A 26,058-nucleotide genomic window follows, 5' to 3' on the forward strand; every position below is an offset into this window, starting at 1 on the left:
AGATAGGAGACGCGACCGAGATGGTAGGTACGCATATCGATGTCACCGAGCAGCACCTCGCAAGGGAGGCGCTGCAAAAAGCCTTTGACGAAATCAAGCAGTCCGAGGATCGGCTTCGACTGGTCATCGACACAATCCCGACGCTGGTCTGGCGCGCCGGACCGGACGGAGTCCCCGATTTCCTCAATCAAACAGCCCTCGACTACACAGGCCTCTCACTTGACCAGGCCGAAACTGACTGGCCTCGCGCTTTTCATCCTGACGACAAGAAGGGCATGTTGGTGAAGTGGGCCGCAATATGGGCATCAGGCATGCCAGGCGGGCTTGAAGCCAGGCTCCGGCGCTTCGATGGTGAATATCGCTGGTTCTTGTTCCAAGCCGTGCCGTTGCGCGATGAGTCGGGCAACATTGTCAAATGCTACGGATCGTCTACCGACATCGAGGACCGCAAGCGGACTGAGGAAGCCCTTCGCGAGAGTGAGCAGCGCTTTCGGGATTACGCCGAGACCGCCTCCGACTGGCTCTGGGAGACCGGACCTGACCACCTGATCACCCGCCTATCGGACCTCTATGATGTTGGCATCCCACCCTCACGCTTAATTGGCGTGGCTCGCTGGGAGATTGCAACTGATGTGGAATCGGAACCCGAAAAATGGCGACTGCATCGGGCGATGCTCGACGCCCGTCAGCCATTTCGCAATTTCGTGTACACCGTCGGGACTGGATCTCCGGTATACATCCAAACGAGCGGCAAGCCATTTTATGACACAAACGGCAATTTTCTCGGCTATCGGGGCAGCGGCACCAACATTACTGCGTCGATCCGCGCAGATCACGCCGAACAGGCATTGCGCAAGGCGCAAGCGGAACTAGCACACGTAACGCGCGTGACGACACTGGGCGAACTGACGGCCTCCATCGCCCATGAAGTGAACCAGCCGCTCGCTGCCGTCCTCGCCAATGCCGAGGCCTGTCTGCGCTGGCTCAACCGCGAAACTCCCGACCTGGACGAAGCGCGCCGCTCGGTGGAATGGGTCATAGACGATGGCAATCGGGCGAGTGAGGTGATCCGGCGCGTCCGTGCGCTCGCGAAAAAGACTGACATTGAGAAGGTGCCGCTCGACGCCAATGAGGTCGTCAGGGAGGTCTTCGCGCTGGTACGGGGTGAGTTAATCAGCCACCAGGTGTCGGTTCGAACGGAGTTCGCACCCGCTCTACCCGTGATCCTCGGCGATCGGGTCCAATTGCAGCAGGTGGATCATCAACCTAGTGATGAATGGCATCGAAGCGATGCAATCGGTCACGGATCGGCCACGCGAACTAGTGATCCGATCCAGCCAGGACGAGACCGAACAGGTGCTCGTAAGTGTAACCGATTGTGGCGTGGGGATCTCCTCCGAGAATGCGGACCGGCTTTTCAGCGCCTTCTTCACCACCAAAGCCAGCGGCATGGGTATGGGACTCTCGATCTGCCGTTCGATCATGGAAGCGCTCGGTGGCCGGCTATGGGCCACGGCAAACATACCCCACGGGGCCACGTTTCACCTCACCCTGCCGCTGAACGCAGACACAGCGTCGTAAGTCTCGCCGTAAACCGACCAGAGAACGGGCGGCCCCGCCGCGAGTTCAGCTCTGGGTCAAAAGCTACCCTGAAGGCGTCGACGTCTGACTTCCGCACTACCCCCGAGATCGGACATCGCCGACCAAGTCGGGCATGTCGGTTTCGTGCCAACAACGGTCATTCGGGCATTCCAGCGAGCCGAAAGCCCTGTGCTAGTTTGGTTACGTCTTCATCCCGTCGAAAGGGCGAATCTCCGATATTTGCTATTCGTTGGTTCGGATCGAGTTCCATTGCCCGTGCAAATGTTGCCTTTGCCTCGACCAAATTTCCTAACAGGGCTTGGGACGCCACCGCAACGCGGAGGGCTGATACGTATTTTGGGCTCTCTCTCAGAGCTGTTTTTGCCCAGGAGAGTGCCTCCTCATATTGCCCAGCGAAGAAATAGCAATATGCCAATCCAGTGTGAGCAATGACAATTCGAGAGTCCAGCGGACTGAGGCGAATTGCCCGACTAAAAAATCCGATTGCTCCTGCTTCGCCCAAATAGAGCTGTACCCATCCGCGCCAATACCAACCCGGTGCGAAGTTTGGATCAATATCCGTGCCCTTCGCCAGATAAGCGGCACCCTCCTCCAAATGACGAGCGACGAATGCCAACGTCATCCCGCAATGCGCGAGAACTGCGGGATCGTCCTTGGCGAGGTTCAACGCTGTCCTGGCGAGTCGCTCGGCCTCCCGGGCTTCAGATGCGGGGTCTGCGTTCCAGCGCATTACTTTTCGTTGCGCGTAGGAATTGGCGGCTTGCGCATATGCCAAGGCAAATTCGGGATCGAGATTGATGGCTTGGTTAAGTTGCTCAAGAGCCCGTTCGTTCGCTTCTTTCTCAAATCTATAAAGGTGCGAAATCGCCCGAAGATAATAATCATAAGCGCGGAGGTTTTGAGTCGGCTTACGGCGGGATCGCTCTATTTCCGCGAGCTCCAACTTCGGCCAGATCGCACCTACGACATTCCCTGTCACCTGATCTTGTAGTTCGAACAAGTCATCGATCCCGCCATCAAACCGATCTGCCCAGATATGGATGCCGGTGTCCGTGTCGATTAACTGGCCGGTGATCCGGAGCCGATTGCCGGATTTGCGGACGCTGCCTTCAAGCACATAGCGAACACCAAGTTCGCGTCCTACCACCTTGATATCGACCGCCTTGCCCTTGTAGGCGAAACTTGAATTCCGTGCGATCACGAACAGCGACGTAGATCGCGACAGCCCAGTGATAATGTCTTCCACCATGCCGTCAGCGAAATATTCCTGTTCCGGATCGCCGCTCATGTTCTGGAACGGCAGCACGGCGATCGAGGGTTTGTCGGGGAGCGTGAGCGGTTTGCCTACGTCTTGCGAGCCGATGATTGTTGGTCGTTCTCCACTTTTCGGATCGACCTTCGGTTGACTTACGCGGACGAAATATACGCGAACGGGCCGCTCAATATTCTTTAGCTGCTTCTCCCCCATGTCGTCGAATGAGAACGACGTTTTGCTTCGTATCTGTTCGTAAGCATTCGCAGAAAGACAGACCCCTCCCGGCTCACATTCCGCCTCAACTCTGGCGGCCACATTCACGCCGTCACCGAAAATGTCGTCACCGTCGATAATTACATCACCCACATTAATGCCGATGCGGAACATGATCTTTTCCGTTGCGTGTACATTGCGTGCAGGCAGTTTGTCCTGAATTTGCATCGCGCATGTCACCGCATCGACAGCGCTGGCGAACTCGACCAGCATCCCGTCGCCCGTCGTCTTGACGATGCGCCCCTTGTGCTCGGTGATGGCCGGATCGACGATCTCGCGCCGGATGGCCTTCAAGGCCGCGAGGGTACCAACCTCGTCGGCACCCATAAGCCGCGAATAACCGGCGATATCCGCCGCTAGCACCGCCGCCAGTCGCCGCGCTACCCGGTTGCCCACCATCGATGACCAAATGCCCAATTACCCGCCCCATCAAAGCATGACAGGTTGCTAGGGGCTAGGGGGCTAGGGGTCAACGTCGGCTATGGGTCATTCGCTTCACTTTGACGGTCGGCCAGGCACTTCCGACTTTACCTCAACTCCGGACCTGTCGCTGCACCGCGCCAACCGACGCGACGTAGTTGTCATTACCTCCCAGGCTAAGATCAACCCGTCGCGCTTGGCAGAAATCATTCTGTGATTTCGGTCACATCGGCGCGATGGGGCGTTGTGGCAAGAGACTAGCGACGGCCAACGAAAATGGCCGTGAACACACAGCAACCAACGCAGCGAAAGGAATCATCATGATTACGAAGGCGATGAAGACTGAGGCGAAGAATGAGTCGTGCGTCCTCGACGATGCTGAACTCGACGCAGTGAACGGCGGGTCCATCAGTGATACCATCGGTGCCGTTTCGAGCGCTATCGGTAAGGTGGTGGAAAAGGCAGTGGATACCATCGTCCCGGGACCTTCGGGATATTGCTCTTGGCCAACCAACCCTTGCAAGTCGCCCGGGCCGCAACCCCTGTAAGTCGCTCAGGCAGCAGTGGGCAAGCCGACATTCAGGAGCCTCCGATTTGCTCGGCGGCTTTCGTTAATGGCAATTACACCGAATAGTCTCTGACCAGGGGTCGACATCGGCACCCAGCTCGGTGCCGATGAACTGGACGAGCTAAAGCATTTCCGTTCGGGTCAAAATGCGAAATACTCATCCCGAGTAGATGTTTTCCGCTTTGCCCCCGACAACAGACATGCGGTGACTGCACCGCCATGACCGTTTCGTGCCAACAATGGACTCATGCACTGAAGCAAACTGTACCGTCATTCGATCACCTCGTCGGCGCGGGCAAGCAGTGTGGTCGCCACGGTGAGGCCGAGTGCCTTGGCTGTCTTGAGGTTGATGGCGAGATCGAATTTCGTGGGTTGCTGGACTGGCAGGTCGGCAGGTCTCTCACCGTGGAATATCCGATCGACATAGACCGCCGCCTGGCGAAACGAGTCGGCGAGATCGATGCCGTAAGACGCCAAGCCGCCTTCGGTAACCAGATAACTCGACGGATAGACGGCAGGAAGCTGATAGCGAGACGCCATTTCTACAATTAATTTGCGGTGAATGTTCAAGAAGGTATCCGGCAGCATAACAAATCCATCGGTTTGGCGGCGCAGCCTGGTGATCGCGGCCTCGATCTCGGATGGATCATGAACCGGAGACCTTATGAGCTCGATACCCAGCTTTTCGGCGGCCTGGTCTGCCGATCGGGACGTGACGATGGCGGCAGGAGCGGTCTGAGGGTTGAAGATGATCGCGGCGCGGGTAACGGTCGGCGCGATATCCTTGAGCAGCTCGATCCATTTGCCGCCGAGGCTCGGCTCTAAGTTCGTAAATCCAGTGATATTGCCACCTGGATGCGCCAAGGTTTGCACAAAACCCTGTTCGATCGGCTCGCTTACAACGGTGAATACAACGGGAATTACAGCCGTCGCGTGATGCAATGCAGCTGTCGCCGGCGTCCCACTGGTCAGGATGAGGTCCGGAGCACGGCCTATCAATTCATTGAGTACGGACCCCGCCCGTTCCGCATCGCTCACGGACCAATTCACTTCGATGCGAATGTTTTTGCCCTCCACCCAGCCTCGCCTCTCAAGACCTTCTCGAAACGCACCCAGCCGGCGCTGGCCTTCACGATCGTCAGCTGTGGTCATGAGAACATCAATCCGTCGCACCCGTTCGATCTGCTGCGCGCCCGCCACAAGCGGCCACGTCACCGCCGTACCACCAAAAAGCGTGATGAACCCACGTCGCTTCATTGCCAATTCCGCCCCCGATGCTCTTAACCCGAGCGTAAGCAGATTTTCAGCACAGGTCCAAGCGGTCCGACGTCCGAGTTGGGTCAAACTGAGAAGTCCGGGAGCGCGATTGGTAAGTCCGCTTTGCCCTCAGGAACGAACATGGCCCGCCCGGCGCGTTAGGTCCGAAAAGTGCCAAAAGGAGACATAGGAGTTAGGAACGTCGGCCAACAAAGCGGCCTTACCGCTCGCGCAGGCAGTGGCTGTTGCGGTCAGATCCGCCGTTCGTTGCCGAACAAGAGAAATTTGCCTCCGGCCAAAAGGCCAACGCCCACATCTTGCAAACGGGCTCCGAGTTCGGCTCACTTCGCACTGGACGCGGCGTCAAAGGTCAGGCGGGCGCCAGGCGCAGCGGATCGAGAGTGACGAGATGCCGCTGACCATGGTGGAACAGGTACGGCGGGGAGGCGCGGCGAGTTCAACCGACTCCAGCCGCGGCAGCAAGGTCTTCAGCAGCGCTCGCATTTCAAGCCGCGCCAGATGAGCCCCGATGCAGTGATGCCGACCCAGCCCGAAGGCAAGATGGGGATTCGGGCGGCGGTCGATCCGGAACTGGTCCGCGTCCGCGAAAACAGTCTCGTCACGGTTGGCGGAATTGAAAAAAAGCGCCACGGCCTCCCCTGCCCGGATCGTTCGGCCACCGAGTTCGATGTCCTCCGTCGCGGTGCGGACGATGTGCCGGCCCGGCGTCGTCCAGCGAAGCATTTCCTCGATCGCGGTATCGATGAGGGACGGGTCGGCGCGCAACTTGGCCAATTGCTGGGGGTGTTCGATCAGCGCGTGCATGCCACCGCTGAGACAAAAGGCAATCGTGTCGTGGCCGCCGGTGGCGATCATCGCGTAATAGGAGAACCGCTCGTAGTCGGGCATTGCCTCACCTTGCATCTGGGCAGTGGCGATGACGCTGCTCAGGTCATGCCGCGGACAGGCGCGGCGGTCGGCGGCGACGGGATCGAAATAGGCCTTGAAACCGAAGCCGGCCCGGCAGATCGCCGTGGTCGGGTGATCGGCCAGACGGCGCACGGGATCTTCCGGTCCGACCAGCCCCCAGGAGAGTTTCAGGATCAGATCGTCGTCGGCCTCCGGCAGACCAAGCAGGCGCATGATGCCGCGGATCGAAAACGGGACCGCGATTTCCCTGGTGAAGTCGAACGGGTCGGTGCGGCCGGCGTTGCGGCTGACGATGTGGTCCGCCCAGCTTTCCACCCATGGCTCCATGGCGGCGAGGGCGGCCGGCGTGAACCACGGCTGCGCCACGGCGCGGAAGGCGGCATGGTCGGGATCGTCCATCTGCAGCAGGCCACGCAGCACATAGGGCTTACCGAGCATCCGCTCGAGACGCTCCTCGGCCATCCTGCTGGAGAGGAAGGTGCGCGGGGCGGCGGTGAAGGGAGCGCCTCTGCGCTCCACCGTCGAGATGTCGCCGTGGCGGCTGAGCAGCCAGAAGGGGCGCATGCCCGGGGTATCGACCCAAAGCACCGGCGCCTCGGCGCGCAGCAATTTGAACGCGGCCTGAAGTCTTGCGTCGTCGGCGTGACCATCGGGGGAGATGACGAAGCGGGCGGCTTCTTGCAATTGGGAGTCGGTCGCCGCGTTTGGCGGCAATCGCTCATCACACGCGGGACGCGAACTCGCGGGTTCGGAGTCGGTGACCGCCGCGGGACGCCTACTCATTCGCTACCGCCGTTCTTTGTCGCTACGATCCAGTCGTTACGCTGGCGGCAGAGGGCAAGGTGAATCAATCGTGGTTGGATCGCCCGGCTGTGATCCCGGCTTCGTATGGACGTGTCCGCCCTCCTTCGGTTCGTGCACGACTGTCGACATTGGCACGTCATTCATCAGGCCGTTGTAACGAGTTTGGGCGATGTCGTAGATGTTTTGCGGTCCTTGCTCCGGCCCCGGCATACTCACTGTACCCAGGAGCTTGAGGTAACGACGCCACCCTGGGCTGACCACAAGTCCCGCTGTCCTATAAGCTTCGATAAGGTCGGTATAATTGCCCGGAGCGTTCTTAATCCCGCCAAAGGTGTTGTTGTTCTTCGCGTGCTTATATCTGTGAGAATTCGGATTCCCAAACACGCGGTTCAACTCGACGAGGACGTCATCGCCGTCGCATATGATCGCCGCTCTTTCGTCTAAGCCTCCACCCATCGCCTCACCCTTACGTTGCCCGGTTATGACGCTTCCCGTACAAACACATCACGAGCGGCGTATGGCCGCAAGGCCTTTTTCGTCGCTTGCCTGGGCTCGTACACGCAACATCATGGCCTCATAGGCCTTCGCGCCAGTCTCGTCGATCAGGGCATTGGCACGGTTCAGCAAGCCACGTGCCTCCTCGGCGTGTCGAGAGCCGCTCAGACACGCCCAGGCCGCGACAAGGCTCGCGTGGCACTCGGCCAGGCGATCCGCTTTCCGCCGCGCCACGCCAATCGCCGCCGCGGCAACTTCACCGGCGCGCTGTGGATCGTCCGCGCGCATGAGATTGTCGGCCTGGAATGCCAGTATTCTGGCCTCCAACTCCAGGCCTGCTTTGCCGCGGCGCGATGCGTCCAAGGCCTGCTGGAAGAAGCCGTCGGCCTCCCTGAAGTCTCCTGCTGTCGAGTCTGCCAGACCTTGGCAGAAACTCGCGACCACGGACCAGTACGGGCTTGCCGCCTGAGTGGCGAAGCGGGCAAGCTGATTAGCGTGTCGCGTCGCCGCGAGCGTGTCGTTGCGAAACCAGGCAAGTTCAACGGCAGACCAGTGCGGGATGCCTTGATGAAGGGTCTCAGCATCGGCCTGTTCAGCTTGGAACAGCCTGGCAAGCCGCTCATCCGCGTCAGAAAACCGCCCCAGCATGACCAACGGCCTGACCTGAAGGCATTTCATCCAATAGGGAACATCGAAGCCAACCATTTGGCCGACAGTCAGGCCAAGGACGACGCCCGCCTTGCCTCGGCGCTCGTCGTCGATCAGATCCAGGGCCGCGCTATTCGCCGACAGGGCATGGCCGGGGAAGCCCGCCAGCATGTTGGCCTGGCAAAACAACCCGTTCAGCAGCAGTGCCTCCGCCGGGTTGGCCTCCGCATCTAGGACGGCCAGCGCTTCGCGAACCAATCGAATATACTCGTCCGCCGAACCGCTTCCCGCGATGATCCGTCCGTAACCCGCGATCAGCAGCGCTTCGTGGCGTCGGTTCCCGGCTTCCCGAGCGTACCCCAACGCCTCCTCGACATAGGTCTTGGCTTCTTCGACCGGTATCCCCTCGCGCCAGCCAAAGGTCAGCAACTGTCCGCCAGCCAAAGCCCGCAGTTCATCATTTTCCTTGGACCGGGGCTGATCCCGCATCATGCTGCGGATTTTTTTCCAATCCGCCAACGCCCGTCCGGAATTTGTCCGCCCAACCCAACGCGCCGAACGCTGCAAATGCATCGCAGCGGCAACCATATTCCCCGCGGCCTCGTAATGATGCGCCAACAAACCGGCGAACTCGTCACGCTGTCCCCAGCCCTGCCCCTCAATCGCCTGCGCCACGGCGGCATGCAGACTCGTGCGCGTGGACCGCAGTTGCATCGCGTAGGCCACCTCCTGGATCAAAGGATGGCGAAACGCGAAGCTTTCTCCCATCGCCGTTTCCCGCGGCTGGATCAGTTCGGCGGCGCGAAGCCGCCTCAGCAGCGGCCGAGCGGCCGTATCGGACAGGTCGATGACCGCCCGAACCACCTCGAACGGAAACTCCTTTCCTATGATCGCAGCGGTCTGCAACAGCGCCTTTTCGGATTCGGGCAGAAGATCGATACGCGCGCCAATCACCGCCTCGACAGTAGTCGGCAGGGTCGGATTTTGCCAGCCGGACGGTGCCAGCCGATAGCGGCCCCGCTCTCCCAACAATACGCCGCTTTGCGCCAGCGAGAGGATGAGTTCTTCCGCGAAAAACGGATTGCCATCGGATCGTTCCGCGACGTGCGCCACCACCTGGTCCAGTCCGGCGCCGTCTCCGATCAGATCGCAAATGACCTGACCGACCTCGCCCAGGCCAAGCTCCGGCAGAGCCAATTCACAATACCAGGCGGGCCGCGAAGGCAACGACCAATCGGGCCGGAAGGTCAACACCATCAAGATGCTGGTGCCTTCCACCGCCGCCATCCAGGTTTCCAGAAACTCCTGGCTGGCTTCGTCCAACCAGTGCAAATCTTCAATAATGATCACCGAAGTCTGCGATCCGGCCGCCTTCACGATCCGGCCGACGCTGGCGCGCAACCGCGCGCGCCGTGTCGTTGGGTCGATGACCCGAGTTGTTGGCTCCGCCTCCGCGCATCCTAAAAAATCCGCCAGAATCGCAAGATCCTCCGCCACCGGCAGCGCGAGCGTCGTAAGAGTCTGCTCAATCCGCGTACGCGCTGAGTTCGCGTCCATACCAGGCTCGATGCGGAAGAAGGCGCGCAATGCTTCCAGCACCGGCAGTAGCGGCGTCGCCCGGCTGTAAACCTGCGCGCGCGCTTCCAGGACCTTAATCTGACGTTCGCGGCACCACTCACTGAACTCGAAACAAAGCCGGCTTTTGCCAACGCCGGGCGGCCCCGACACACCGATTACCCGTGACGAGCCAGGCGCGGTGTCCAGCAGCGCACGTTGCAATGTCTCCAGTTCCACTGTCCGCCCACGCAAAGGCATCAGCGACGCGCCACGAAAATGCTCGCTGTTCACGGCCGGTTTCAGGCCGATCAACCGAAAGATCTCCACCGGATCGGGAATACCCTTCAATGTGCGCGGGCCGAGCGGCTCGGTATCGCAATATGCTCCGAGCAGAGTCTGGCAATCGCGGCTCAGGCAAATCTCACCGCGCGGGGCTTCCTGCTCGATCCGGCTGGCCATATGTACCGTGAGGCCAGTCGCATCCTGCTCGATCATGGAACCAGTGTAGAGCTTGCCCGAAACGACCTCCCCCGAGTGTAGGCCGATCCGGATCGTGGGAGCGTCCGGCAGCGCGGCGACGGCGGCACGCATGGCGAGCGCGGCATGGCAGGCGAGCACCGCATGCCCCTCGCGCGCTTGCGGCACCCCGAACGCGGCCTTGAGCCCGTCGCCTAATGTGCGAAGCACCGTGCCATCGAAGCGGTGCACCGCACGCGCCATGGCCATCACGATCGGATGCAAGAAATTCATCGCCCCTTCGGCGTCCAGGTCGGCGATCCGCGCTGTCGAACCGGCGACGTCCGCGAACAGAATGGTCGCCTGCTTACGCTCGCCGGGCACGTCGGCCACGCGCGCGTCAGGTTTTCGCGGCTCGCCGCACCAGGCGCAGAAGCGGGCCGTTTCCGGGAAATCCCGCCCGCAGTGGGCACACACTGAAGCGAAGGAGACGCCGCAGGCCACGCAGGACGTGCTCGTGGCCTCATTGTCGTAATCGCATGCCCGACATCGCATTGTGAATCCGCCTATCGCCTTCAGGCTTGTCTGATTTTCATCGGCTCAGCGCAAGTTATAGCTTTTTGTGAGTTGAAAACAGATTGCTTCAAACTTGCCGAATGGCCGGGAGGTCCGCTAATGTATGGTCCGGACGGCCCTGAAACGCGACTTTCGCGGTAGGGACGCGAGTTACCTCGCGCCCCCCGCACAGATCCGTACGAGCCCAATTCGGGCATACGGCTCCCACCTCGGGTGTGTAACGGCGCGTCGTGATATTCTCACGAAATTCCGTATGCGCTTCAGCGCCTGTGACGCGGTTCCCCGGTACTGTGCCCGGCCCGTGCTTTGCTGACTCACATTCCCCTCGGCCCCCGCCCTTGGCTCCACCAACTCCGCAGCCGGTTGCACGGCCTTGTTCGTCGGCTTCACAGCTACTATGGCGGGGTCAGACTTCTCATGATCGTACATCATCGGCTACGGCTCCTCGCCTTCCCGACACGGACCAGTGCTACACGCATGTGGCGCTGGCCGACCATGAGATCTCCCGGTTCCCGAGCAAAGAGCGTCCGCACATGCCAGTGTCTAAGACCACGCCGGGTCGTCTGGGCGCTCGCGTTATCGCGCCCATCCGTGTTGCCTTCCGTCACCGGAACGACGTCGGCACCCAGGATGAGGGTACTTTCGCGGCTCAATGGCTGGCCTATGCGCTCCCCCGTCAACGCTTCGCCGATACCCTCGCGGGCACCTGCGCATGACTCGGGGTCGATGCGGTTCGCTATTCCTTCACGGTGATGGACTTGCACCATCTACTCCTTGCCGGTCTCCCGGCGCACTCCGGTCTACCCCGATCAACGGACATCATCAGACCGGCCCGGTTGGTCCGGTTGGTGCCAAAATCGGAAGTCCGCCAAATGTCATTTCTTGATCCTCGTCGAGCAAAAAAGAAAGACCGCCTCCCGGCGGTCTCTCCGAGTCTAACCGATGCTCGATCAAGCAGCTCGCCTGAACGCTTCCCGCGCAGCCTCATTGGCGAGATCGAAGGCAGTTCGCGTTTCCGTCAAAGCCGCCATGAGTGCGGACCATGACTGGGTCCCCGCCTGGCTCAACTTCTCGAGTTTTTTCTCCGCCTCGACTGCATCGGCGTTCATACGCTTAACGGCGGCGTCGATATCGCCCCGACGCTCAGAAGCGAATTTCTTGGCATCGCTGCCAAGCTTGTCGGCTGCTTCGCGCCACGCTTTCAATTGGGCATCGGCTTGAAGCTTGAACGTCGCCTGCTGGTGCTCGATTTGCTTGCCGAAGCCTTCGACATATTTCTTGACCTCGGCCTCGAACAAGCGCCAGTCAGCATCTAGTTTTGCTTTTGCCTGGATCCAGGCGGCCTCGTTAGCTTCCGACTGCTTCTTCATGGTGTCGCGAAAGTCATCACGCTGCTTACGCAGGTCAGCAAGAACCTTCTTGGCCTTTTCCCGGACATCGGCCTGCACCTCGGCAGCCTTGCCCTCAAGCGATGTCACCGTTGCGTCCATTTCGTCGAGACGCTCCTTGGCCCAATTTGTAAAGAAGTGGATATTGCTTTGCGTAACCATTTGCTCGTCTCCATGAATGTCGAATGGTGCCGCCCCATGTTGCTGGTTAACACGCCGCGCCAAGCTATTTTTGATGTGAGTCAATATCAAACCTAAGAGTGGTCCGCGGTCTGACCGGACTTCACACAAGAAGTTGCGAGTTCCGAAATGGGTCAAAAGGCGAAATACTCTCGCCGAGCACATGTTTTCCGCTCTTGCGCCGATAACGGACATGGTTTCGCGGGTCCGGCGCTTTGGCGGCATCCTGAAGGCACTTTCTGAGGCCCTTCCTTAGTCCGGCGTGCAGAACTCCTTCTCCCACTCGTCGTTCGACATTGGGGGACCATCGTTATTCGTGAACTCGATGTCGGACCTTTTCCATGACGCCGTGCCCGCGGAGTTCGTTGCCGCCGTCTGGGCGGCGACACGCAGCGTTACGAGCGTCTCCGAATACGCCACGTCCTCGACAGCGAGAAATGGTCCCGATACGGACGTCGATCTTGCCGAGGTCAGAGGTGGAGATGAGGGGTTTGATGGGCGCCGAATTCATGTACCACTCTTCGCTGAGGCTCGGTCGATCGCGTCGAACTCGGTCTCACTCAAGCGCCAACCGAGTGCATCCAGATTGGTCCTGGCGTGATGAGGCTTGGTCGCGCCGGGGATGGGAATCACGTGACTGTCGCGCGCCAACAGCCAGTTCAGGGCGACCTGGCTGATGCTGGCGTCGTGCGCGCGGGCAATATCGGCGAGACACGTCAGCAGCGCTTTCGTTCCCATGCTGTCCGACGGCTGCGTGAGGCGGCCGGACGCAAGGGGAAAATACGCGACCAGTGCCACATCGAGGTCACGGCAGGCTTCGAGCACGCCATTTGTTTCCGCTGCTCGTCGGAGCAGGCTGTAGTTGACCTGATTAGCGGCGAGCGGAACGCCGGCCCTTGCGAGGTGATCGGCGATGCGGCGCATCTGGTCCGCATTGAAATTTGCCACGCCGACCGCGCGTGCCTTGCCGGACTTCACCGCTTCGACAAGGCCTTCGGCGAACACTCCCACGTCGATGAAGGGCAGCGGATAATGGACATAGTAGAGATCGATTGTCGGGAGGCCCAGGCGCGCGAGCGAACCGTCAAGGGCACTCATCAGGCGGCGCGGAGAGGTTCGGCCTGGAAAGGGGAGGAATTTCGATGCTATCACCGCGCGGGTGGGACCGGCGCGCAAGCAGTCGCCCACGACGCGCTCCGAGAAATAGATCTCAGCCGTGTCGATCATGCACGGGCCGGCATTATAAATGGTCCTGTACGTTTCCAACACGGCCTCACGATCGGCACGCCGCCACTTGTTCGTGCCGATGCCCAAGGGCAGCACATGGATGCCGGTTCGACCCAAGGGGCGCGTATCATGGCGCGGATCATGATTTTCGGGCATCGCTGACCTCTCACAAGGCGAGAGCGCCGTTGGCTGGTTGGTGTGATGACGCTGGCGTTTCAAGGTTACGCCATAGCGACTACGGCCGCATACGGTTTTGAGATTGACGATCACCTCAGCGTTCGCAGCGCGCGGCTGCTTAACGATAGGACATCTGAGGCTTGCTGTTCTTTCGCCTCGTAGTATTCGGCCGAGAACTTGATTGACCATCGCGAGAAGAACGATTGCAATCTCTGAGTGGGCTTCTCGACGCCGAAATGTTCGACAACGTGCGCGTTGCGCAGCCACTTCACCGCCGATGCGATGCCGATGGTACGCTCGAGCCTCTCAACCACTGCGATGCCGGCGATCTCTGCCTGCCGATAGCGAAAGCCGACCTTTTTGATCACATACATGCGCTTGAGGGTTTCATAGCCCTTGAATACGAGCTGAACGAGGGGGTGTCTTTTAGCCTGTGGCCAGGCTGCCGGGTACACCGGCAGCACCAAGAGCTTGCTCTTCGCGATGACCGTTGCCAGCGGATGCAAGAGTTGCATCCACGCCGGCCAGGACGTGACCTTCGCAAACAATATCGCGTGCATCGCCGTTGCTGCCCCGAAAGAGATCGGGAGCCAAAGTACCGCGCCCAGGATCACGAGCAGTGCGGTGTTCGGCGTGAGATGCCGGCATTTCCGGAACACGCATGCCATGCCGCTCTCAAAGGCGGTATGCACAGCTCGTTCGAACGCCTGATAGCTAATCTTCCGCCGAAGCCACGACCAGTTCCGGCGGATCGATATGCTCCAGCGCCGACGATTCGTCTCGGAAAGGGGAACAAGACGTAACGCGCCGCCTATGGCAGTAACGATGACATTGCCAAGAACCCTGGCGGCGAAGAGCGGAAGCCAGACGATCTGCATTGCCAAAGGGAAGGCGTAGTCGAGCAACCGCATCAGGATCGAAAGGATGAAACGCAGGATTTTGTTGGCGGCGAGCGCGACAACAACGAGTGGGATGATAATCACATCGTCGAGGCTACCGCGGAAGCGGCTTTCCTTGGTCCATGCCGGATTATGATAATCGGTCATGGTGCAACGGTTCCGGGCTGAAGACAGTGGATCGTGCCGGCTCAAATTAGCACATTGTAAGAGCCTGGGGGCTTCACTTACCGGTCATTTAGCGACAACCCGATGTCCGCCAAGGGTCGATGGACAGCAAAATGTCCGTGCGTATTACGCGACCTTGCTGCGTCCTACTGTCTGGCGAACCTCAAAACCCTCGAACCGGGCAGCCCGATACCGATCCGATCCACCATTGCGACTGACTTCACGGCTGATGGTCGATACAGATCGTCCCAATTGGCGGGCAATCAAGCGCAACGAACATTGCCTGCTGAGCCCTCTGGAAATCTCCTCCCGTTCAGTAAGGCTGAGCGCCTTCCTGGCTCGTCGCCGAGCTGGTGGACGAATGCCGCCGCTTGGCGAGATCACCGAAAAGACCGAAGAGGATTCCCGGTCAAATCGGCGTCCGATCGAACTCATCGGCTCGCCAGCTTGCCAGCGATCCCAGATTTCAGATCGCTGAGCCGCCGGGTAATAAATGCGACGTCGCTGCTTCATGGCCCACACTCCATCTCTGCTAGAAGATTAGTGTGTTGCGCTGACCAGTTGAACCCACCGCCAGAAGCGGTCATTCCCGCCAAGTCAGTTTTTGATCGAAGCGGACCCCGGCTGGCGCAATTCAAGCTCATTCACGGCGCGGACCGCAAACGGACCCATTGCAGAAGTCTGCGATCAGGCCGGACTTCTTCTACTTTTTCGAAGCCTTTCTTGACGCCTGCCGTTCGGCCATACATTTGCTGATTGGTCCTGCCCTGTCGCGCTTGGCGATATTTTGCTCGACCGCTTGCTTGGTGCATTCGTCGCGATCTTGATGACGGAGCGCCGATTTGCTTGGTGCGCTTTGTGCGGTCGAGGCCGTTTGAGCCATCACGACATCGCTTGCTAAAAGAAATATCGAAAGCAAAATCCAGAAACAACTTGATGAGCGCAGCATTATCAGCCTCCATGGGCAGGCTTGTCGAAGTACGGACGCGGTCAGCGTACAGTCAGGATGGCGCGATTGAGGGGCTTGAGCAATGACCATATCGATACTGCTGTCGCTTTCCCACCTATTGCGCTTCGGACTTCGCCATTCGCCTCAAATGCAAAGGCTGAGCACCTTGATGTGGCAGCCGTTGGATTTGGGTCGGCCTAAAGGCTTGGCCTCACGTTTCACAGCAACAAGAGGCTCCCTGTCTCTTTTGCCCTTCGGTGGCTCGTAATCACCGGCGATCACCATGGCCCAGTAAGTGCGCTTGCCGCTTGCATCCTTAGCGCTCGCAACCCCGACGCGGGATGCATTGTGCAACAGTAGGTTCTTGCGGTGCCCAGAAGAGTCGATTCGCTCCAGCGTGTTGTCGTTGCGTGCGCAACAGCAGGGACGCCCCGACATGTCTCCGACTGTCAGCGTGGGCGCGGCTGCGATGACACCGCAGGCGGGCCTTGCGCCGCACGACCTGATCAGATCGGCCGATCTTGCCCTCTATGAAGCCAAGCACGCCGGACGCGACCGCAGTATCGCGGCGCCGCCCATGTTGCGGTTGCGGAACAAATGGGCGGCATGACTGGATCGGGCATCGTCCGAAGACGGTAGTCGGCAGGACAAACCGCTTCGGCGCAGATGCAATGAAGAAGATTATCTGCGCCACGTCCGGGATATTACCTCTTGGGCTCGTCGTCCTGCGGCAGCGGCACGGCAAGCAAATCCGGCCGGCCGGAGCTGTTTCCCGGCGCGATCGTCGACATTACGGCGACCAAACGCGCGGGCTACCCCCTTGCCGGAGGCGCGCGGTGTCACCCTTTTGTCACCTCGCGCGCAAAAATTGATGCCAAAGCCGCGCAACGTCACGGCATACGCTTGATTCCCCAAGGGCGCTTTGCTGAAATGCTGGTTGGGCTTGAGGTGTGCCATGAAATGGATGCGAGAACGCGATCTTCTGATCGCGCAGACGATGGCATTCGTGCAATCGGTAACCGGCAAGACGCCGGCTGCCGATAAACCCGTTGCGACCCCGGGCGCTTTCGAGCCGGTCGACGTCCGCCTGCCATCTAACGCGCCAGCGCCCAGTTTTGCGGCCGCGCCGACCTCTGATTTCAAGCCGAGCCTTGCCGAGATAGCGCCCGTTGCCGAGCTGCCGAGGCCGGTCCCGATGGCGCGAATCGAGCTGCGGGACGACTTCCAGTCCGAGATACGGACGCGGGTCGCCAACTTCCGCGCCCATCAGGAGAAGTTCAACCGCGAGCGCGAGGCCTATTGCAGCGCCACCATGGCCAAGGTCCGCGCCGCCCTCGGCGAGCACTCCGAGTCCTCACGGCTCGGCAAATAGCATTCAGGCGCGGTCCGGTTGCGGGACCTCAGCTTCGGCCGATCTTCTCCAGCACCGGCAGCAGATGGTTTAGAAATACCTCCGGTGTTTTCGCTCATCGGGAAGTGGCCAAGCCCCTTCATGATGGTGACCTCGCTGCCCGCAATACTGCCGGCGACGGCCAGCGTTTCCTCCGGCGTGCAGGAATAGTCGTACTCGCCGGACAAAACAGCGGGCAGCGTTTGGTGTCGATCTCGGCGACCCGGCCGCGGATGTCGCCGTCGATCTTGTAGAAATAGAGGTCGCCTTTGAAAACGCCGGGTCCACCCTGCATGTAATGCCACAGCGTCTCCCAGCGCTCCTTGTCGGGCGCATCGGGACCGACCAGCCCGGAGACGATGGCGGCGGCGACCTCGCCGCCATGCACGTCGCTCCGGTGCAGGAAATTCAGGTCGTAATACGGATCGACATGCGCGCCGGCCTGCAGCCCGATGATGGCGCGAAACACTTCCGGGTGTTCGAGCGCCAGATGCAGCGCGATGCGGCCGCCGATCGAGCAGCCAATCACGATCGGCTTGTCGAGATCGAGCGCGGCCGCGATCTCGAGGATCATGGTCGTGTATTGCGCCGAGGTGAGCTGATACTGCTCGTCGTGCCAGCCGGCGGGCGGCGACGATTTGCCATGCCAGGGCATGTCGAAGGCGATGACGCGATGGTTGCGCGTGATGCGCGCGTCGTTCATCAGCGCGCGGTATTGCCGCCCGTCGCTGCCGGCGGTGTGCAGGCAGAGCAGCGGCGTGCCCTCGCCCGCCTGCTCGACATAGATGCGGTGCGGCCGGCCGAACAAGTCCAGATGCATGTAGCGGCCGGTGATCGGCTCGAAGGTCGCGCTCATGCCGCGGCTCTTTCGCTGCGCAGCTTGGCGAGCGCCTCCTTGAAGTAGCGCAGATTGGCCATGAAGATTTGGAGATTGCCGTCGGCCTTGAGCACGCGCCGCTTGATCAGCGCCATCAGATCATTCGAGCCGGGCGGCGGCCTCCGGCTCCAGAATTTCGCCCATTCCTCTTCCGGTGCCCTGAGCGCGAAGGCCGACGACGGCATCACGAACGGTCCCCGCGTTACCGACACCACACGGCCCTCGAAGATCGAGATCAGCCACGCGGTCGGGCCGACTTCCAGAAGGAATGTGGTTGTCAGATACCGTCCACGCCGGACCAGCCCTTCATCGCCGTTGACCCGCTGCTGCAGCACCTCGATCATCCCGCCCCCGCCCCTTTGGTTTCGACCGGCCGCAATTCGCAGGCCGCGTCCGTTACGTTCCATGATGGGTGTGGATAGGCGGTGGGGTCAATCGCCGGGGCCCGGCCGGCCCTAGAGCCAGGCGCATACCAGCGCGACGTTGGCCGCGCAGGCCGCCAGCAGCGCGACGGTCAGCGTGAGTTGGACACGCTCGCAGGAGGTCTGGAGGATCGGGACCGTTCTCATGGCCGGAAACATCCGGCGATTCTAGGCCGGGAGTCTCGGGGATTCTTTTTCGCGGGATTCAGGACTCGTTAAAGACTCAGGGACTCCGGGAAAAGGGCCGAAACGGACTAATTTCCCCATTCGCCCGCGAAGGGCTTCCATGCGGCGCGGAGCGAAACCCCTACGCGTCGGCGGCGTTGACGGCTTTTAGCGGAGCAAACCATGCCCTACGCGCTGTTCTGTCACGAAGCCAAGCTGAGCAAGGCCTATCCGACCGAGGCGGATGTCTGGAAGCAGGCCAGGAAGTGCGGCCTCGTGGTCGACGTGGCCACGGACGAGGAAAAGCCGTCACCCCGGCCGGTGCTGGACAACGACTATGAGATCAGGTCGTGCCGGCCTGACCCGCATGAGGATCCCGCCAGGAACAAGGCCGACGCCGAGCGCAAGGCGCAACTGGAGCCGCAGCGGGGTTTGCGAGACTTTTTGGATCGCCAATCTTACGGCGTTGCCGTCGCCAGCGAGGCCTGTTCCGACGCCAGCGAAACGCAGGCCTTGCGCCGGTGCAGTCCCCTGATCGCGCCGGTCACCTTGAGTACCTTCCCCACCGGACAGGAGGCGTCCTGAACGAAGGCGATCTCATAGGGGGCAAGGATAAGGGGCTCGGATTTCAGCACGGTCTGGGCAAGGCACGGCAAAGACACCGCGGAAAAGATCAGTCCTAACGCAAATGCACGCATGTTCGTTGTCCACCAGCCGGCGCGACCATAATAGCTGATCATGACAATAGTTGCGTGCACTGCAGGAATTATTTTTGGCATGCCTGGGAAGCGAAAGCCGCAAGGCTTTGTTCAACGCCCAAGGCTTTGCTCGACACCATCGACGCAAAAAAGGCCGGCTTGAGCCGGCCTTTTCTGGTCTCGATACCAACCGGTATCAATATTTGGCGGCAACCGGGCCACCCCAACCGAACCGGTAGTTCACACCGACCTTGACGGTGTGCTCGTCGTTCCGGGAGCTGACGCCGACAATATCGGCCGGCCCTGAGGTGAAGGTGGTCTTGCCGAAATTGTAATACTGATACTCGGCCTTGGCCGACCAGTTCGGCGCGAACATGTATTCGAGGCCGGCGCCGACGGTATAGCCGTCCTTGTGGTTGCCGTCGGTGGTGAAGGCCGCAGGCGTGCCGGCAACCGATGCCCCGATATTGCTGTTGTCGCGCCAGGCGTAACCACCCTTGGCGTAGACCAGCGCCGGACCCCAAGTGTAGCCGAGCCGGCCGGTCACCGAACCGAGCTGGTCGTTCTTCGAGGTCACCAGCGTACCGCCGGGGAAGAGCACCCCGTTATTGTTGCTGCCGGTCAGCCAGCTATATTGCGCTTCGGCGCCCACCACCCAGTTCGGCGCGAACTGATAGTCGAAGCCGCCCTGCACGCCGCCGAGGAAGCGCGCGTCGCTGCTCTGGAAGGTGTTGTCGCCGGCGAAGGCGCCACCGACATGGCCGCCGATGTAGAAGCCGGTCCAGTTATAGATCACGGCGGGCGCCGTATAGGGCGGCGGCGCCTTCGAATAGGTGCGTGCCGGCATGTCAGCCGCAAACGCCGGCCCCGCGAATGCGGCCAGCGCGACGGCGCCGAGCAAAATCTTCTTCATGTCTGTTCCCCATTACCAACGTTGCGCTATCAATCCAAACAACGTGACCTCAATTAGGTTGCTTTGGGGCAATGCCGGAGCCGTGATCGTTCCCAGCTGTGACGGCGCGGCAACAAAGCGTGTTTGTTCCCTGACACAGAAGGTTTTTTTGCCCGTTAAGCAGACGGTTTGCGGCCGAGCGTGTGTCAAAGATGGCGAAGGTGAGGTTCAAAGCTCGCCGAAAAGTGATCGGAGCCGCTTAAGGATTCGAACACCAGGGCGGCCCCTACCGCGTCATCTGTTCCAATGCCGGGAATGGCGCGTAGACCGCGCCGGCGCAGGGCTCGCTGGCGTTCTCGATGATGCGGTCGAGCCGGCCGTCGACATAGAGGACGGCGCGCTCGCGCGGTTCATGGTAGCTGCCGTCGGATTCGCGCGGGGTGAAGCGCAGGCAACTGACATAGCGCAGCCGACCGCCGACGACGCGCTGAACCGGATCGGCCATCGCAGCCTCATGCACGCCGACGGGGTTGTTGAGGTAGGTCTTCATGAACGACACGATCTCAACCTTATAATTATTGGGATAAGGCTGGTTGGCGACGCCGCGGTCGTCGGTATAGGTGATGCTTCTGCTGCCCTCGCTGTCCGCGCAGGCCGCAAGCGCGATCGGCAGCAACAGAATCGCCGCAATTTTTGTTGATGTCCCCAAGCGCAATTCTTCCACCTGCCCCCGGGATTGTCTTAAACCGCCCCGAGCCGAATTGGAATTCGCTTCTGGGTTATTGGCGGGAGGTTCGAGCGGGGCAAAAGCAGTACCGGCCCGCCGTCACTGGGGAAGCAGTGACGGACGGGCCGGGCCTGATATCCGCTGGCGCGGCGGGGCAACGTGGATCGAACCACGCCGGCGGAACAGTGTCAGCCGCGCTTGGCGGGGGACGTAACGTGCTTGGTCACAACCTTCGGCGACGCGTGGGTCTTGTGCGCAGCCATGTGCTTGTGGTGGCGATGATGGGCATAGTGCTTGTGATGATGGCGGCCCATCCTGGCATTCGCGTTCAGCAGCTTCGATTTCGACTGGTCGGCCTTGATGACCGGCGCGGTCGTGGTCTTGGCTACCGGCGCTTGGGTCGTTTTCGTGACCGGCGCAGGAGTTGTCTTGTCTGCCGTAGCGGCAAGCGCGGGAGCCGCGATAACGGAAACGGCGAGCAGCGCTGCGGAAATGGTCTTGAACATGGTTGTCTCCTCTTTGCAGGGGATCGCGAGGGTGGCCGGTCGGGTGGCCGGGCTCGCTGATCATGCAGACGACCTTAGTGAGCGCGCGCTGAACCCACCCTGAAGCGCGTTGACGGACTTCGTTCATCTCGATGACAAGTTTGTCATGTTCCACAGGCAGCACCTGCCCCCGCGCAAAATACCTGAATTGCGGCTAGCGGCCGGGAATGTTCCGGACCGCCGGGTGTTCAAGGAAGCAGGCTTCGGTGTAGGATCGCCGACGGTCGCAGAAACCAGGAGAGATGAATGCGCAAGCTTGCGGTCAGGCTTTTGACGTTGGCGATGTTCACGGTGGCGCTGGTCGCCGTGCCCCTGCTCTCGGCCTACGCCGCAGGTAGCGACAATCCGGCGCCGCCGGCCTCCGACACCAAGAAAGAGAAGAAGAAGGGCGACAAGAGCTCCGGCATCGACGACCCCAAATTCCTGGCCGGTTATCGCACAGCCTACACCACGATCTATGATCGCAACGATTATGCCGCCGCGATCGAGCAGTTGAAGGCGCTGGGACATGACGACCGCGCCGACGTCGCCAATCTGATCGGCTACTCCTATCGCAAGCTCGGCGACTACAAGGTCTCGCAGATCTGGTACGAGCGCGCGCTCAAGGCCGACCCGAACTACGTCAAGACGTGGCAGTATTACGGCCTGTGGCAGCTCGAACAGGGCAACCGCGACCAGGCGCAATATCATCTGAACCGGCTCGCAGCACTCGCCGGCACCGGCAGCGAGGAATATCGTTCGCTCGCAGCCGCGCTCGAAAAGCCGCCGGGTACCGGTCTGGTTTACTGAACGACGTCAACAGGAGAAACGCATGAAAAAGTTCGCGATCAGGCTTTTGACGCTTGCCATCTTGTCGCTGACGCTGGCGGCGGCCCCCGTGGTCACCGCGGTCTATGCCGCGCCCGACAACGATCCGCCGCCGACGCCGCCCCCAACCAAGGGCAAGAAAGCGAAGAGATCCGAAATTCGCCCGGGCATCGAAGAGACCGCGTTCGCGAAGGGCTATCGCACCGCCTACGCCACGATCTACGATCGCAACGACTACGCCACCGCAATCGAGCAGTTGAAGGCGCTCGGGCATGACGACAGCGCCGCCGTTGCCAATCTGATCGGCTACTCCTATCGCAAGCTCGGCGACTACAAGGTCTCGCAGATCTGGTACGAGCGCGCGCTCAAGGCCGATCCGAACCACGTCAAGACCTGGCAGTATTACGGGCTTTGGCAGGTCGAGCAGGGCAACCGCGATCAGGCGCAATATCACTTAAGCCGGATCGCAGCGCTCGCCGGCACCAGCAGCGAGGAGTATCGCTCGCTCGCCGCGGCGCTGGAGAAGCCGCCCGGCACCGGGCTGGTTTACTGATTGCACCCCCAGGCGTCATTGCGGGCCAACGGGTCGCGCGAATGCGCGCCCGATGACAGGCTCCGCGAAGCAATCCAGAGCTGCGAAGGCAGACTGGATTGCTTCGTCGCTTACGCTCCGCGCAATGACGTTGATGATACGCGCACAACCGCTGCACCGCGCCTCTGCTACAGTTTCTGATTCAATTTTCAAAATTGCCGAGCAGACCTAATTTCGCGACCTCGCGGCGCGATACGCCCGAGTCGTGCGGGAAACATTCGCCCATAGAAATCAGAGGGCGCAGGGAAATGCCGGGTGCGAGCGGCAAACGCATCGAGGCGGCCGAATAGTTCAAGGCGCCGTTTCGTGAACGCGCAATCGCCACGCGCGATGATGTCAACGCCGCGCGGCTCTAGCCACGCTCGCAAGCAGCGCAGCGAGACAACCAAACAACAGGATGGCGCCCGCCGCCAACGGAGCGCCCGGCATCAGCGTCGCCACCATGCCGGCGAGGACGACGACGGCTATGATCACGAGCGCCAGCGCGCCGTCATCGACGAACAGTCCGGCCAGTTCGCGCAACGCGTTGGTCAGGACCGTCATGACTGAAGCTCCGCCTTGGGACGGCGCGCGAGCCCGACTGCCGCGCTGCTGACGACCAGAAACATCGCCGCAAATCCGACGATCGCGAAATCCGCGCCCGGCCAGGCCACGCCGAGACCTTCGCCAGTCCAAAAGACGCCAAACGCCGAAAGCATGATGCCGACCGCGAATTTGAGCGTGTTTTCCGGAACGCGCGCCAACGGCCGATGCACGATCAAGCCGACGGCTGCAACCGCCAGACATGCGGCCACGGCGCCGACGCTTGCGGGAACGAGCATTCCGCGACCGGCGCCGAGCGCAATCACGATAAAAACGACTTCAAGCCCTTCGAGAAGGACCGCCTTGAAGGTCGTGAGTCCCCCGATCCAATCAAGCCGCGCCTCGTTGCGGCGGGCCTGCTCGCGCAGTTCCGCCGTCTCGGTCGCGAACGCCGCCGCTTCATCATGCAGCGGGATGACGCCGGCCGCGCGCAAAATCGCCTTACGCAGCCACCGCATGCCGAACAGCAGCAGCAGAATGCCAATGACGAGCTGCAACAGGTGCAGTGGCACCTGATCGAGCAACGGCCCGAGCGCCACGACAATGAGCGCCAGCAACAGCAGGCCAGCGAGGGCGCCAAGTCCGGCCGGCCGCCAGCCGCGAACCATGGCGACGGCGAGCACGATCGTCAGAGCCTCGACCGCCTCGACCAGCGAGGCCAGGAACGCGGCCGTCACCGCCGGCCAAACGAGCGCCAAATTACTTGTCACGCGATGCCTCCGAGTCGAGCATGCGAAGGAAGCATGCGATTCCGCCGTTTGGACCACGTCCAGTAGTATGCGATCGCAGTCATGAGCACTATTCCTGTCGCACCGACGAGAATCTGAACCCAGAGGGAGTTCAAGCTTAGTTCGATCGCGGCATGGGCGCAAAACGACAGCACGAAGCCGGTGCAAAAGACCTGAAGCGAGTTCCGGCCGCATTTGATCAGCGGTGCCAGCGAGCGCCTTTGCAGAAGGGGCGAATCCACCGGCAGGAAGCGCGTGACGACGACAGCGAGAGCAATGAAGTGAACGATACGGTGGGGCGCGAGATAGGTCTTATCGTTGGGATGGAATGGCTGCAGGATCCAATGCGGAACAAGACCACCGAGATCCGGTGTCCGAATTGCCATCGTCACGACGGAAGAGAAGACAAGGGTAGCGATGGCCAGCCAGAACACGGCGGCGTCGCTGAATCCATAATGCTTGATTGTCGTCCAGCTCAGCACCTCGTGCGGGACGTGATCCAGAAAGATCGCCCAGTTCGCCAAGCCGCGAAACAGGTCAAGCCTGACGTCTCGTGCTGCGGGAGGAGGATCTGCACAAAGCCGCATGGAACGTGCCTCTTATTGCCTTACCGTTTTCGAAGACGATGCGGCTACGCCGGCCTGCGGCGCTGCAGCGGCCACGTGAACCGTATCTCCTGCCGTTAATGTCTCCGGAGGATTGTTGACGATCCGATCGGACCGGGACAGGCCCGCAGTGACCTCCACACTGTCACCGAGATCGCGGCCCAACTGCACACTCCTGAGGACGACCTTATTGTTGCTGTCGAGGGTTGCGACCTGCGTGCCCTGATTCCCGGTCACAAGCGCGGTAGATGGAATTGTTACCAAATTCGCGTCCGTCGGAATTTCGAAATGCACATTGCAGTAACTGCCGCCGAAGAATTTTCCGGCTGCATTGTCGGCCTGGAGCTCGACCTGCATGCTGTGCGAATTTGGATTGATCGACTTGGAAATATGCGAGAGCGTCGCGTCGAATTGCGCGCCCGGATATTGCGGCATTTCGAATGTCGCCTTCATTCCCACGGTCAACCCGGCGGAAAACGATTGCGGTACCTGCACGTAAATGCGGACGCGATGCAGGTCCGACACCTCGAACAGCGCCTGACCGGAACCTCCTCCCGAATTGATCAGCATTCCGAGTTCGACATTTCGGGCGGTCACGACGCCATCAAAGGGCGCGGAAAGCGTCTTGAACGACTGCATCGCCTCGAGCTGCCGGACGTTGGCCTGGTTGGCGTCGACGACGGCCTCCTTCGCCTTCTCGTCGGCGGTGGTCTGGTCCGCAAGCTGCTGGGCCACGATCTGCTTTTGCAACAGGATGTTGTTCCGGTTGGCGGTGAGCGAGGCAATTTGATGATTGGCCCTGACGCTCGCCAATGTCGCTTTGGCCTGGCTGAGCTGCTGATCGAGATCCGGAGCGTCGATGGTGGCCAGCACCTGCCCGGCCTTTACCGCCGTTCCGATGTCGTGATCCCAGCTCTTCACATAGCCGTTCACCCGCGCGAAGATCGCCGCCCGGTTGAAGGGCTGGATATTGCCGGGCAGCGTCAGCGTCTGTTGCGAGCTGCCGGGGATCGGTTGGGCAAGGGCAACGGTCGGGATACTCTGCGCGTTGGTCCAGTTCACCACTTCCTGCTTGCTCTGCGCACGGTTGACGAAGCCGTAGCCGACCACGACGCTGGCAAGGAGAACTCCTGCCGTGGCGGCCGTCAGGAGGCTGCGCCGACTAGGGGCTTTGACGTCTTCCGGGGACATTTCTTGTTCTC

The 26,058-nt window shown here is 60.8% G+C and carries 25 protein-coding genes and 3 pseudogenes; 6 read left to right on the top strand and 22 right to left on the bottom strand.

What is annotated here, in order from left to right; genetic code table 11:
* Positions 1–20: 20 nt before the first annotated feature.
* A pseudogene (locus V1289_RS01705) lies at positions 21–1,040 on the top strand (PAS domain S-box protein); the annotation flags it as partial.
* Between the two features lie 698 nt (positions 1,041–1,738).
* On the opposite strand, the gene V1289_RS01715 reads toward V1289_RS01705, so the two are convergent.
* The 10 genes and pseudogenes from V1289_RS01715 to V1289_RS01760 form a co-directional block, all read right to left on the bottom strand.
* Positions 1,739–3,547 (bottom strand): adenylate/guanylate cyclase domain-containing protein, encoded by a 1,809-nt coding sequence (locus tag V1289_RS01715; protein ID WP_334395367.1) that lies wholly within the window; start codon positions 3,545–3,547, stop codon positions 1,739–1,741.
* Between the two features lie 841 nt (positions 3,548–4,388).
* The gene (locus V1289_RS01720; protein ID WP_334395368.1) at positions 4,389–5,375 is read right to left on the bottom strand and encodes an ABC transporter substrate-binding protein; all 987 of its coding nucleotides are present in this window, start codon (positions 5,373–5,375) and stop codon (positions 4,389–4,391) included.
* Between the two features lie 363 nt (positions 5,376–5,738).
* Positions 5,739–6,914: a cytochrome P450 gene (locus tag V1289_RS01725; protein WP_334395369.1), complete on the bottom strand. Its 1,176-nt coding sequence runs from the start codon at positions 6,912–6,914 to the stop codon at positions 5,739–5,741.
* A 699-nt stretch (positions 6,915–7,613) separates the two neighbouring features.
* A complete protein-coding gene (locus V1289_RS01730; protein WP_334395370.1) occupies positions 7,614–10,658 on the bottom strand; it encodes an ATP-binding protein in 3,045 nt (1,014 codons plus the stop codon).
* A gap of 1,133 nt (positions 10,659–11,791) precedes the next feature.
* On the bottom strand, positions 11,792–12,391 hold the full coding sequence (locus V1289_RS01735; protein WP_334395371.1) for a hypothetical protein: 600 nt from the start codon (positions 12,389–12,391) through the stop codon (positions 11,792–11,794).
* A 525-nt stretch (positions 12,392–12,916) separates the two neighbouring features.
* Entirely contained in the window at positions 12,917–13,906 is a 990-nt protein-coding gene (locus V1289_RS01740; RefSeq protein WP_334395372.1) for an aldo/keto reductase, read from the bottom strand.
* Positions 13,903–14,859 (bottom strand): hypothetical protein, encoded by a 957-nt coding sequence (locus V1289_RS01745; protein ID WP_334395373.1) that lies wholly within the window; start codon positions 14,857–14,859, stop codon positions 13,903–13,905. Before V1289_RS01745 ends, V1289_RS01740 begins: the two co-directional genes overlap by 4 nt.
* Positions 14,860–15,003: 144 nt before the next feature.
* A complete protein-coding gene (locus V1289_RS01750; protein WP_334395374.1) occupies positions 15,004–15,390 on the bottom strand; it encodes a helix-turn-helix domain-containing protein in 387 nt (128 codons plus the stop codon).
* 190 nt (positions 15,391–15,580) lie between these two features.
* Positions 15,581–15,826 carry a hypothetical protein gene (locus tag V1289_RS01755; RefSeq protein ID WP_334395375.1) on the bottom strand — a complete coding sequence of 82 codons (246 nt, stop codon included), beginning with the start codon at positions 15,824–15,826 and terminating at the stop codon, positions 15,581–15,583.
* 144 nt (positions 15,827–15,970) lie between these two features.
* Positions 15,971–16,213: pseudogene (locus V1289_RS01760) on the bottom strand (CAP domain-containing protein); the annotation flags it as partial.
* Positions 16,214–16,262: 49 nt separating this feature from the next.
* On the opposite strand from V1289_RS01760, the gene V1289_RS01765 reads away from it, so the two are divergent.
* Both V1289_RS01765 and V1289_RS01770 read left to right on the top strand, forming a co-directional pair.
* Positions 16,263–16,436 (top strand): GGDEF domain-containing protein, encoded by a 174-nt coding sequence (locus V1289_RS01765; protein ID WP_334395376.1) that lies wholly within the window; start codon positions 16,263–16,265, stop codon positions 16,434–16,436.
* 345 nt (positions 16,437–16,781) lie between these two features.
* A complete protein-coding gene (locus tag V1289_RS01770; protein ID WP_334395377.1) occupies positions 16,782–17,198 on the top strand; it encodes a hypothetical protein in 417 nt (138 codons plus the stop codon).
* Between the two features lie 118 nt (positions 17,199–17,316).
* Here the strand turns inward: V1289_RS01770 and V1289_RS01775 are convergent, their stop codons facing one another.
* The 3 genes from V1289_RS01775 to V1289_RS01785 all read right to left on the bottom strand — a co-directional run bounded on the left by V1289_RS01775 (position 17,317) and on the right by V1289_RS01785 (position 18,662).
* Positions 17,317–18,072 (bottom strand): alpha/beta fold hydrolase, encoded by a 756-nt coding sequence (locus V1289_RS01775; protein WP_334395378.1) that lies wholly within the window; start codon positions 18,070–18,072, stop codon positions 17,317–17,319.
* A complete protein-coding gene (locus V1289_RS01780) occupies positions 18,069–18,437 on the bottom strand; it encodes a hypothetical protein (protein WP_334395379.1) in 369 nt (122 codons plus the stop codon). Before V1289_RS01780 ends, V1289_RS01775 begins: the two co-directional genes overlap by 4 nt.
* Before the next feature lie 111 nt (positions 18,438–18,548).
* On the bottom strand, positions 18,549–18,662 hold the full coding sequence (locus V1289_RS01785; protein WP_334395380.1) for a glucose transporter: 114 nt from the start codon (positions 18,660–18,662) through the stop codon (positions 18,549–18,551).
* Between the two features lie 201 nt (positions 18,663–18,863).
* On the opposite strand from V1289_RS01785, the pseudogene V1289_RS01790 reads away from it, so the two are divergent.
* A pseudogene (locus V1289_RS01790) lies at positions 18,864–19,100 on the top strand (hypothetical protein); the annotation flags it as partial.
* 38 nt (positions 19,101–19,138) lie between these two features.
* Here the strand turns inward: V1289_RS01790 and V1289_RS01795 are convergent.
* The 4 genes from V1289_RS01795 to V1289_RS01810 form a co-directional block, all read right to left on the bottom strand.
* Positions 19,139–19,378 carry a hypothetical protein gene (locus V1289_RS01795; protein WP_334407214.1) on the bottom strand — a complete coding sequence of 80 codons (240 nt, stop codon included), beginning with the start codon at positions 19,376–19,378 and terminating at the stop codon, positions 19,139–19,141.
* 196 nt (positions 19,379–19,574) lie between these two features.
* Entirely contained in the window at positions 19,575–20,291 is a 717-nt protein-coding gene (locus V1289_RS01800) for an outer membrane protein (RefSeq protein WP_309177707.1), read from the bottom strand.
* 265 nt (positions 20,292–20,556) lie between these two features.
* The gene (locus V1289_RS01805; RefSeq protein WP_074278430.1) at positions 20,557–20,979 is read right to left on the bottom strand and encodes a hypothetical protein; all 423 of its coding nucleotides are present in this window, start codon (positions 20,977–20,979) and stop codon (positions 20,557–20,559) included.
* Positions 20,980–21,185: 206 nt separating this feature from the next.
* Positions 21,186–21,503, bottom strand: coding sequence for a His-rich protein BRANT (locus V1289_RS01810; protein ID WP_334395381.1), 318 nt, complete (start codon positions 21,501–21,503; stop codon positions 21,186–21,188).
* 285 nt (positions 21,504–21,788) lie between these two features.
* Between V1289_RS01810 and V1289_RS01815 the strand changes: the two genes are divergently transcribed.
* The gene (locus tag V1289_RS01815; protein WP_334395382.1) at positions 21,789–22,331 is read left to right on the top strand and encodes a tetratricopeptide repeat protein; all 543 of its coding nucleotides are present in this window, start codon (positions 21,789–21,791) and stop codon (positions 22,329–22,331) included.
* Positions 22,332–22,353: 22 nt separating this feature from the next.
* Complete coding sequence (locus V1289_RS01820; RefSeq protein ID WP_309177711.1) at positions 22,354–22,902, top strand: tetratricopeptide repeat protein; 549 nt, start codon at positions 22,354–22,356, stop codon at positions 22,900–22,902.
* Between the two features lie 181 nt (positions 22,903–23,083).
* On the opposite strand, the gene V1289_RS01825 is transcribed toward V1289_RS01820, so the two are convergent.
* Genes V1289_RS01825 through V1289_RS01845 form a run of 5 tightly spaced genes read right to left on the bottom strand, consistent with a single transcriptional unit; the run spans position 23,084 to position 26,047 of the window.
* Positions 23,084–23,236 (bottom strand): hypothetical protein, encoded by a 153-nt coding sequence (locus V1289_RS01825; RefSeq protein WP_334395383.1) that lies wholly within the window; start codon positions 23,234–23,236, stop codon positions 23,084–23,086.
* Between the two features lie 41 nt (positions 23,237–23,277).
* Complete coding sequence (locus V1289_RS01830; RefSeq protein WP_334395384.1) at positions 23,278–23,484, bottom strand: hypothetical protein; 207 nt, start codon at positions 23,482–23,484, stop codon at positions 23,278–23,280.
* Positions 23,481–24,233, bottom strand: coding sequence for a COG4280 domain-containing protein (locus V1289_RS01835; protein ID WP_334395385.1), 753 nt, complete (start codon positions 24,231–24,233; stop codon positions 23,481–23,483). The genes V1289_RS01830 and V1289_RS01835 overlap by 4 nt, the downstream gene beginning before the upstream one ends.
* Positions 24,230–24,838: an OpgC domain-containing protein gene (gene opgC, locus V1289_RS01840; RefSeq protein WP_334395386.1), complete on the bottom strand. Its 609-nt coding sequence runs from the start codon at positions 24,836–24,838 to the stop codon at positions 24,230–24,232. The genes V1289_RS01835 and opgC overlap by 4 nt, the downstream gene beginning before the upstream one ends.
* A gap of 12 nt (positions 24,839–24,850) precedes the next feature.
* A complete protein-coding gene (locus V1289_RS01845; protein ID WP_334395387.1) occupies positions 24,851–26,047 on the bottom strand; it encodes an efflux RND transporter periplasmic adaptor subunit in 1,197 nt (398 codons plus the stop codon).
* Positions 26,048–26,058 lie beyond the last annotated feature (11 nt).

It is taken from the genome of Bradyrhizobium sp. AZCC 2289 (genome assembly GCF_036924615.1).
In the GTDB taxonomy this organism is placed as follows: domain Bacteria; phylum Pseudomonadota; class Alphaproteobacteria; order Rhizobiales; family Xanthobacteraceae; genus Bradyrhizobium.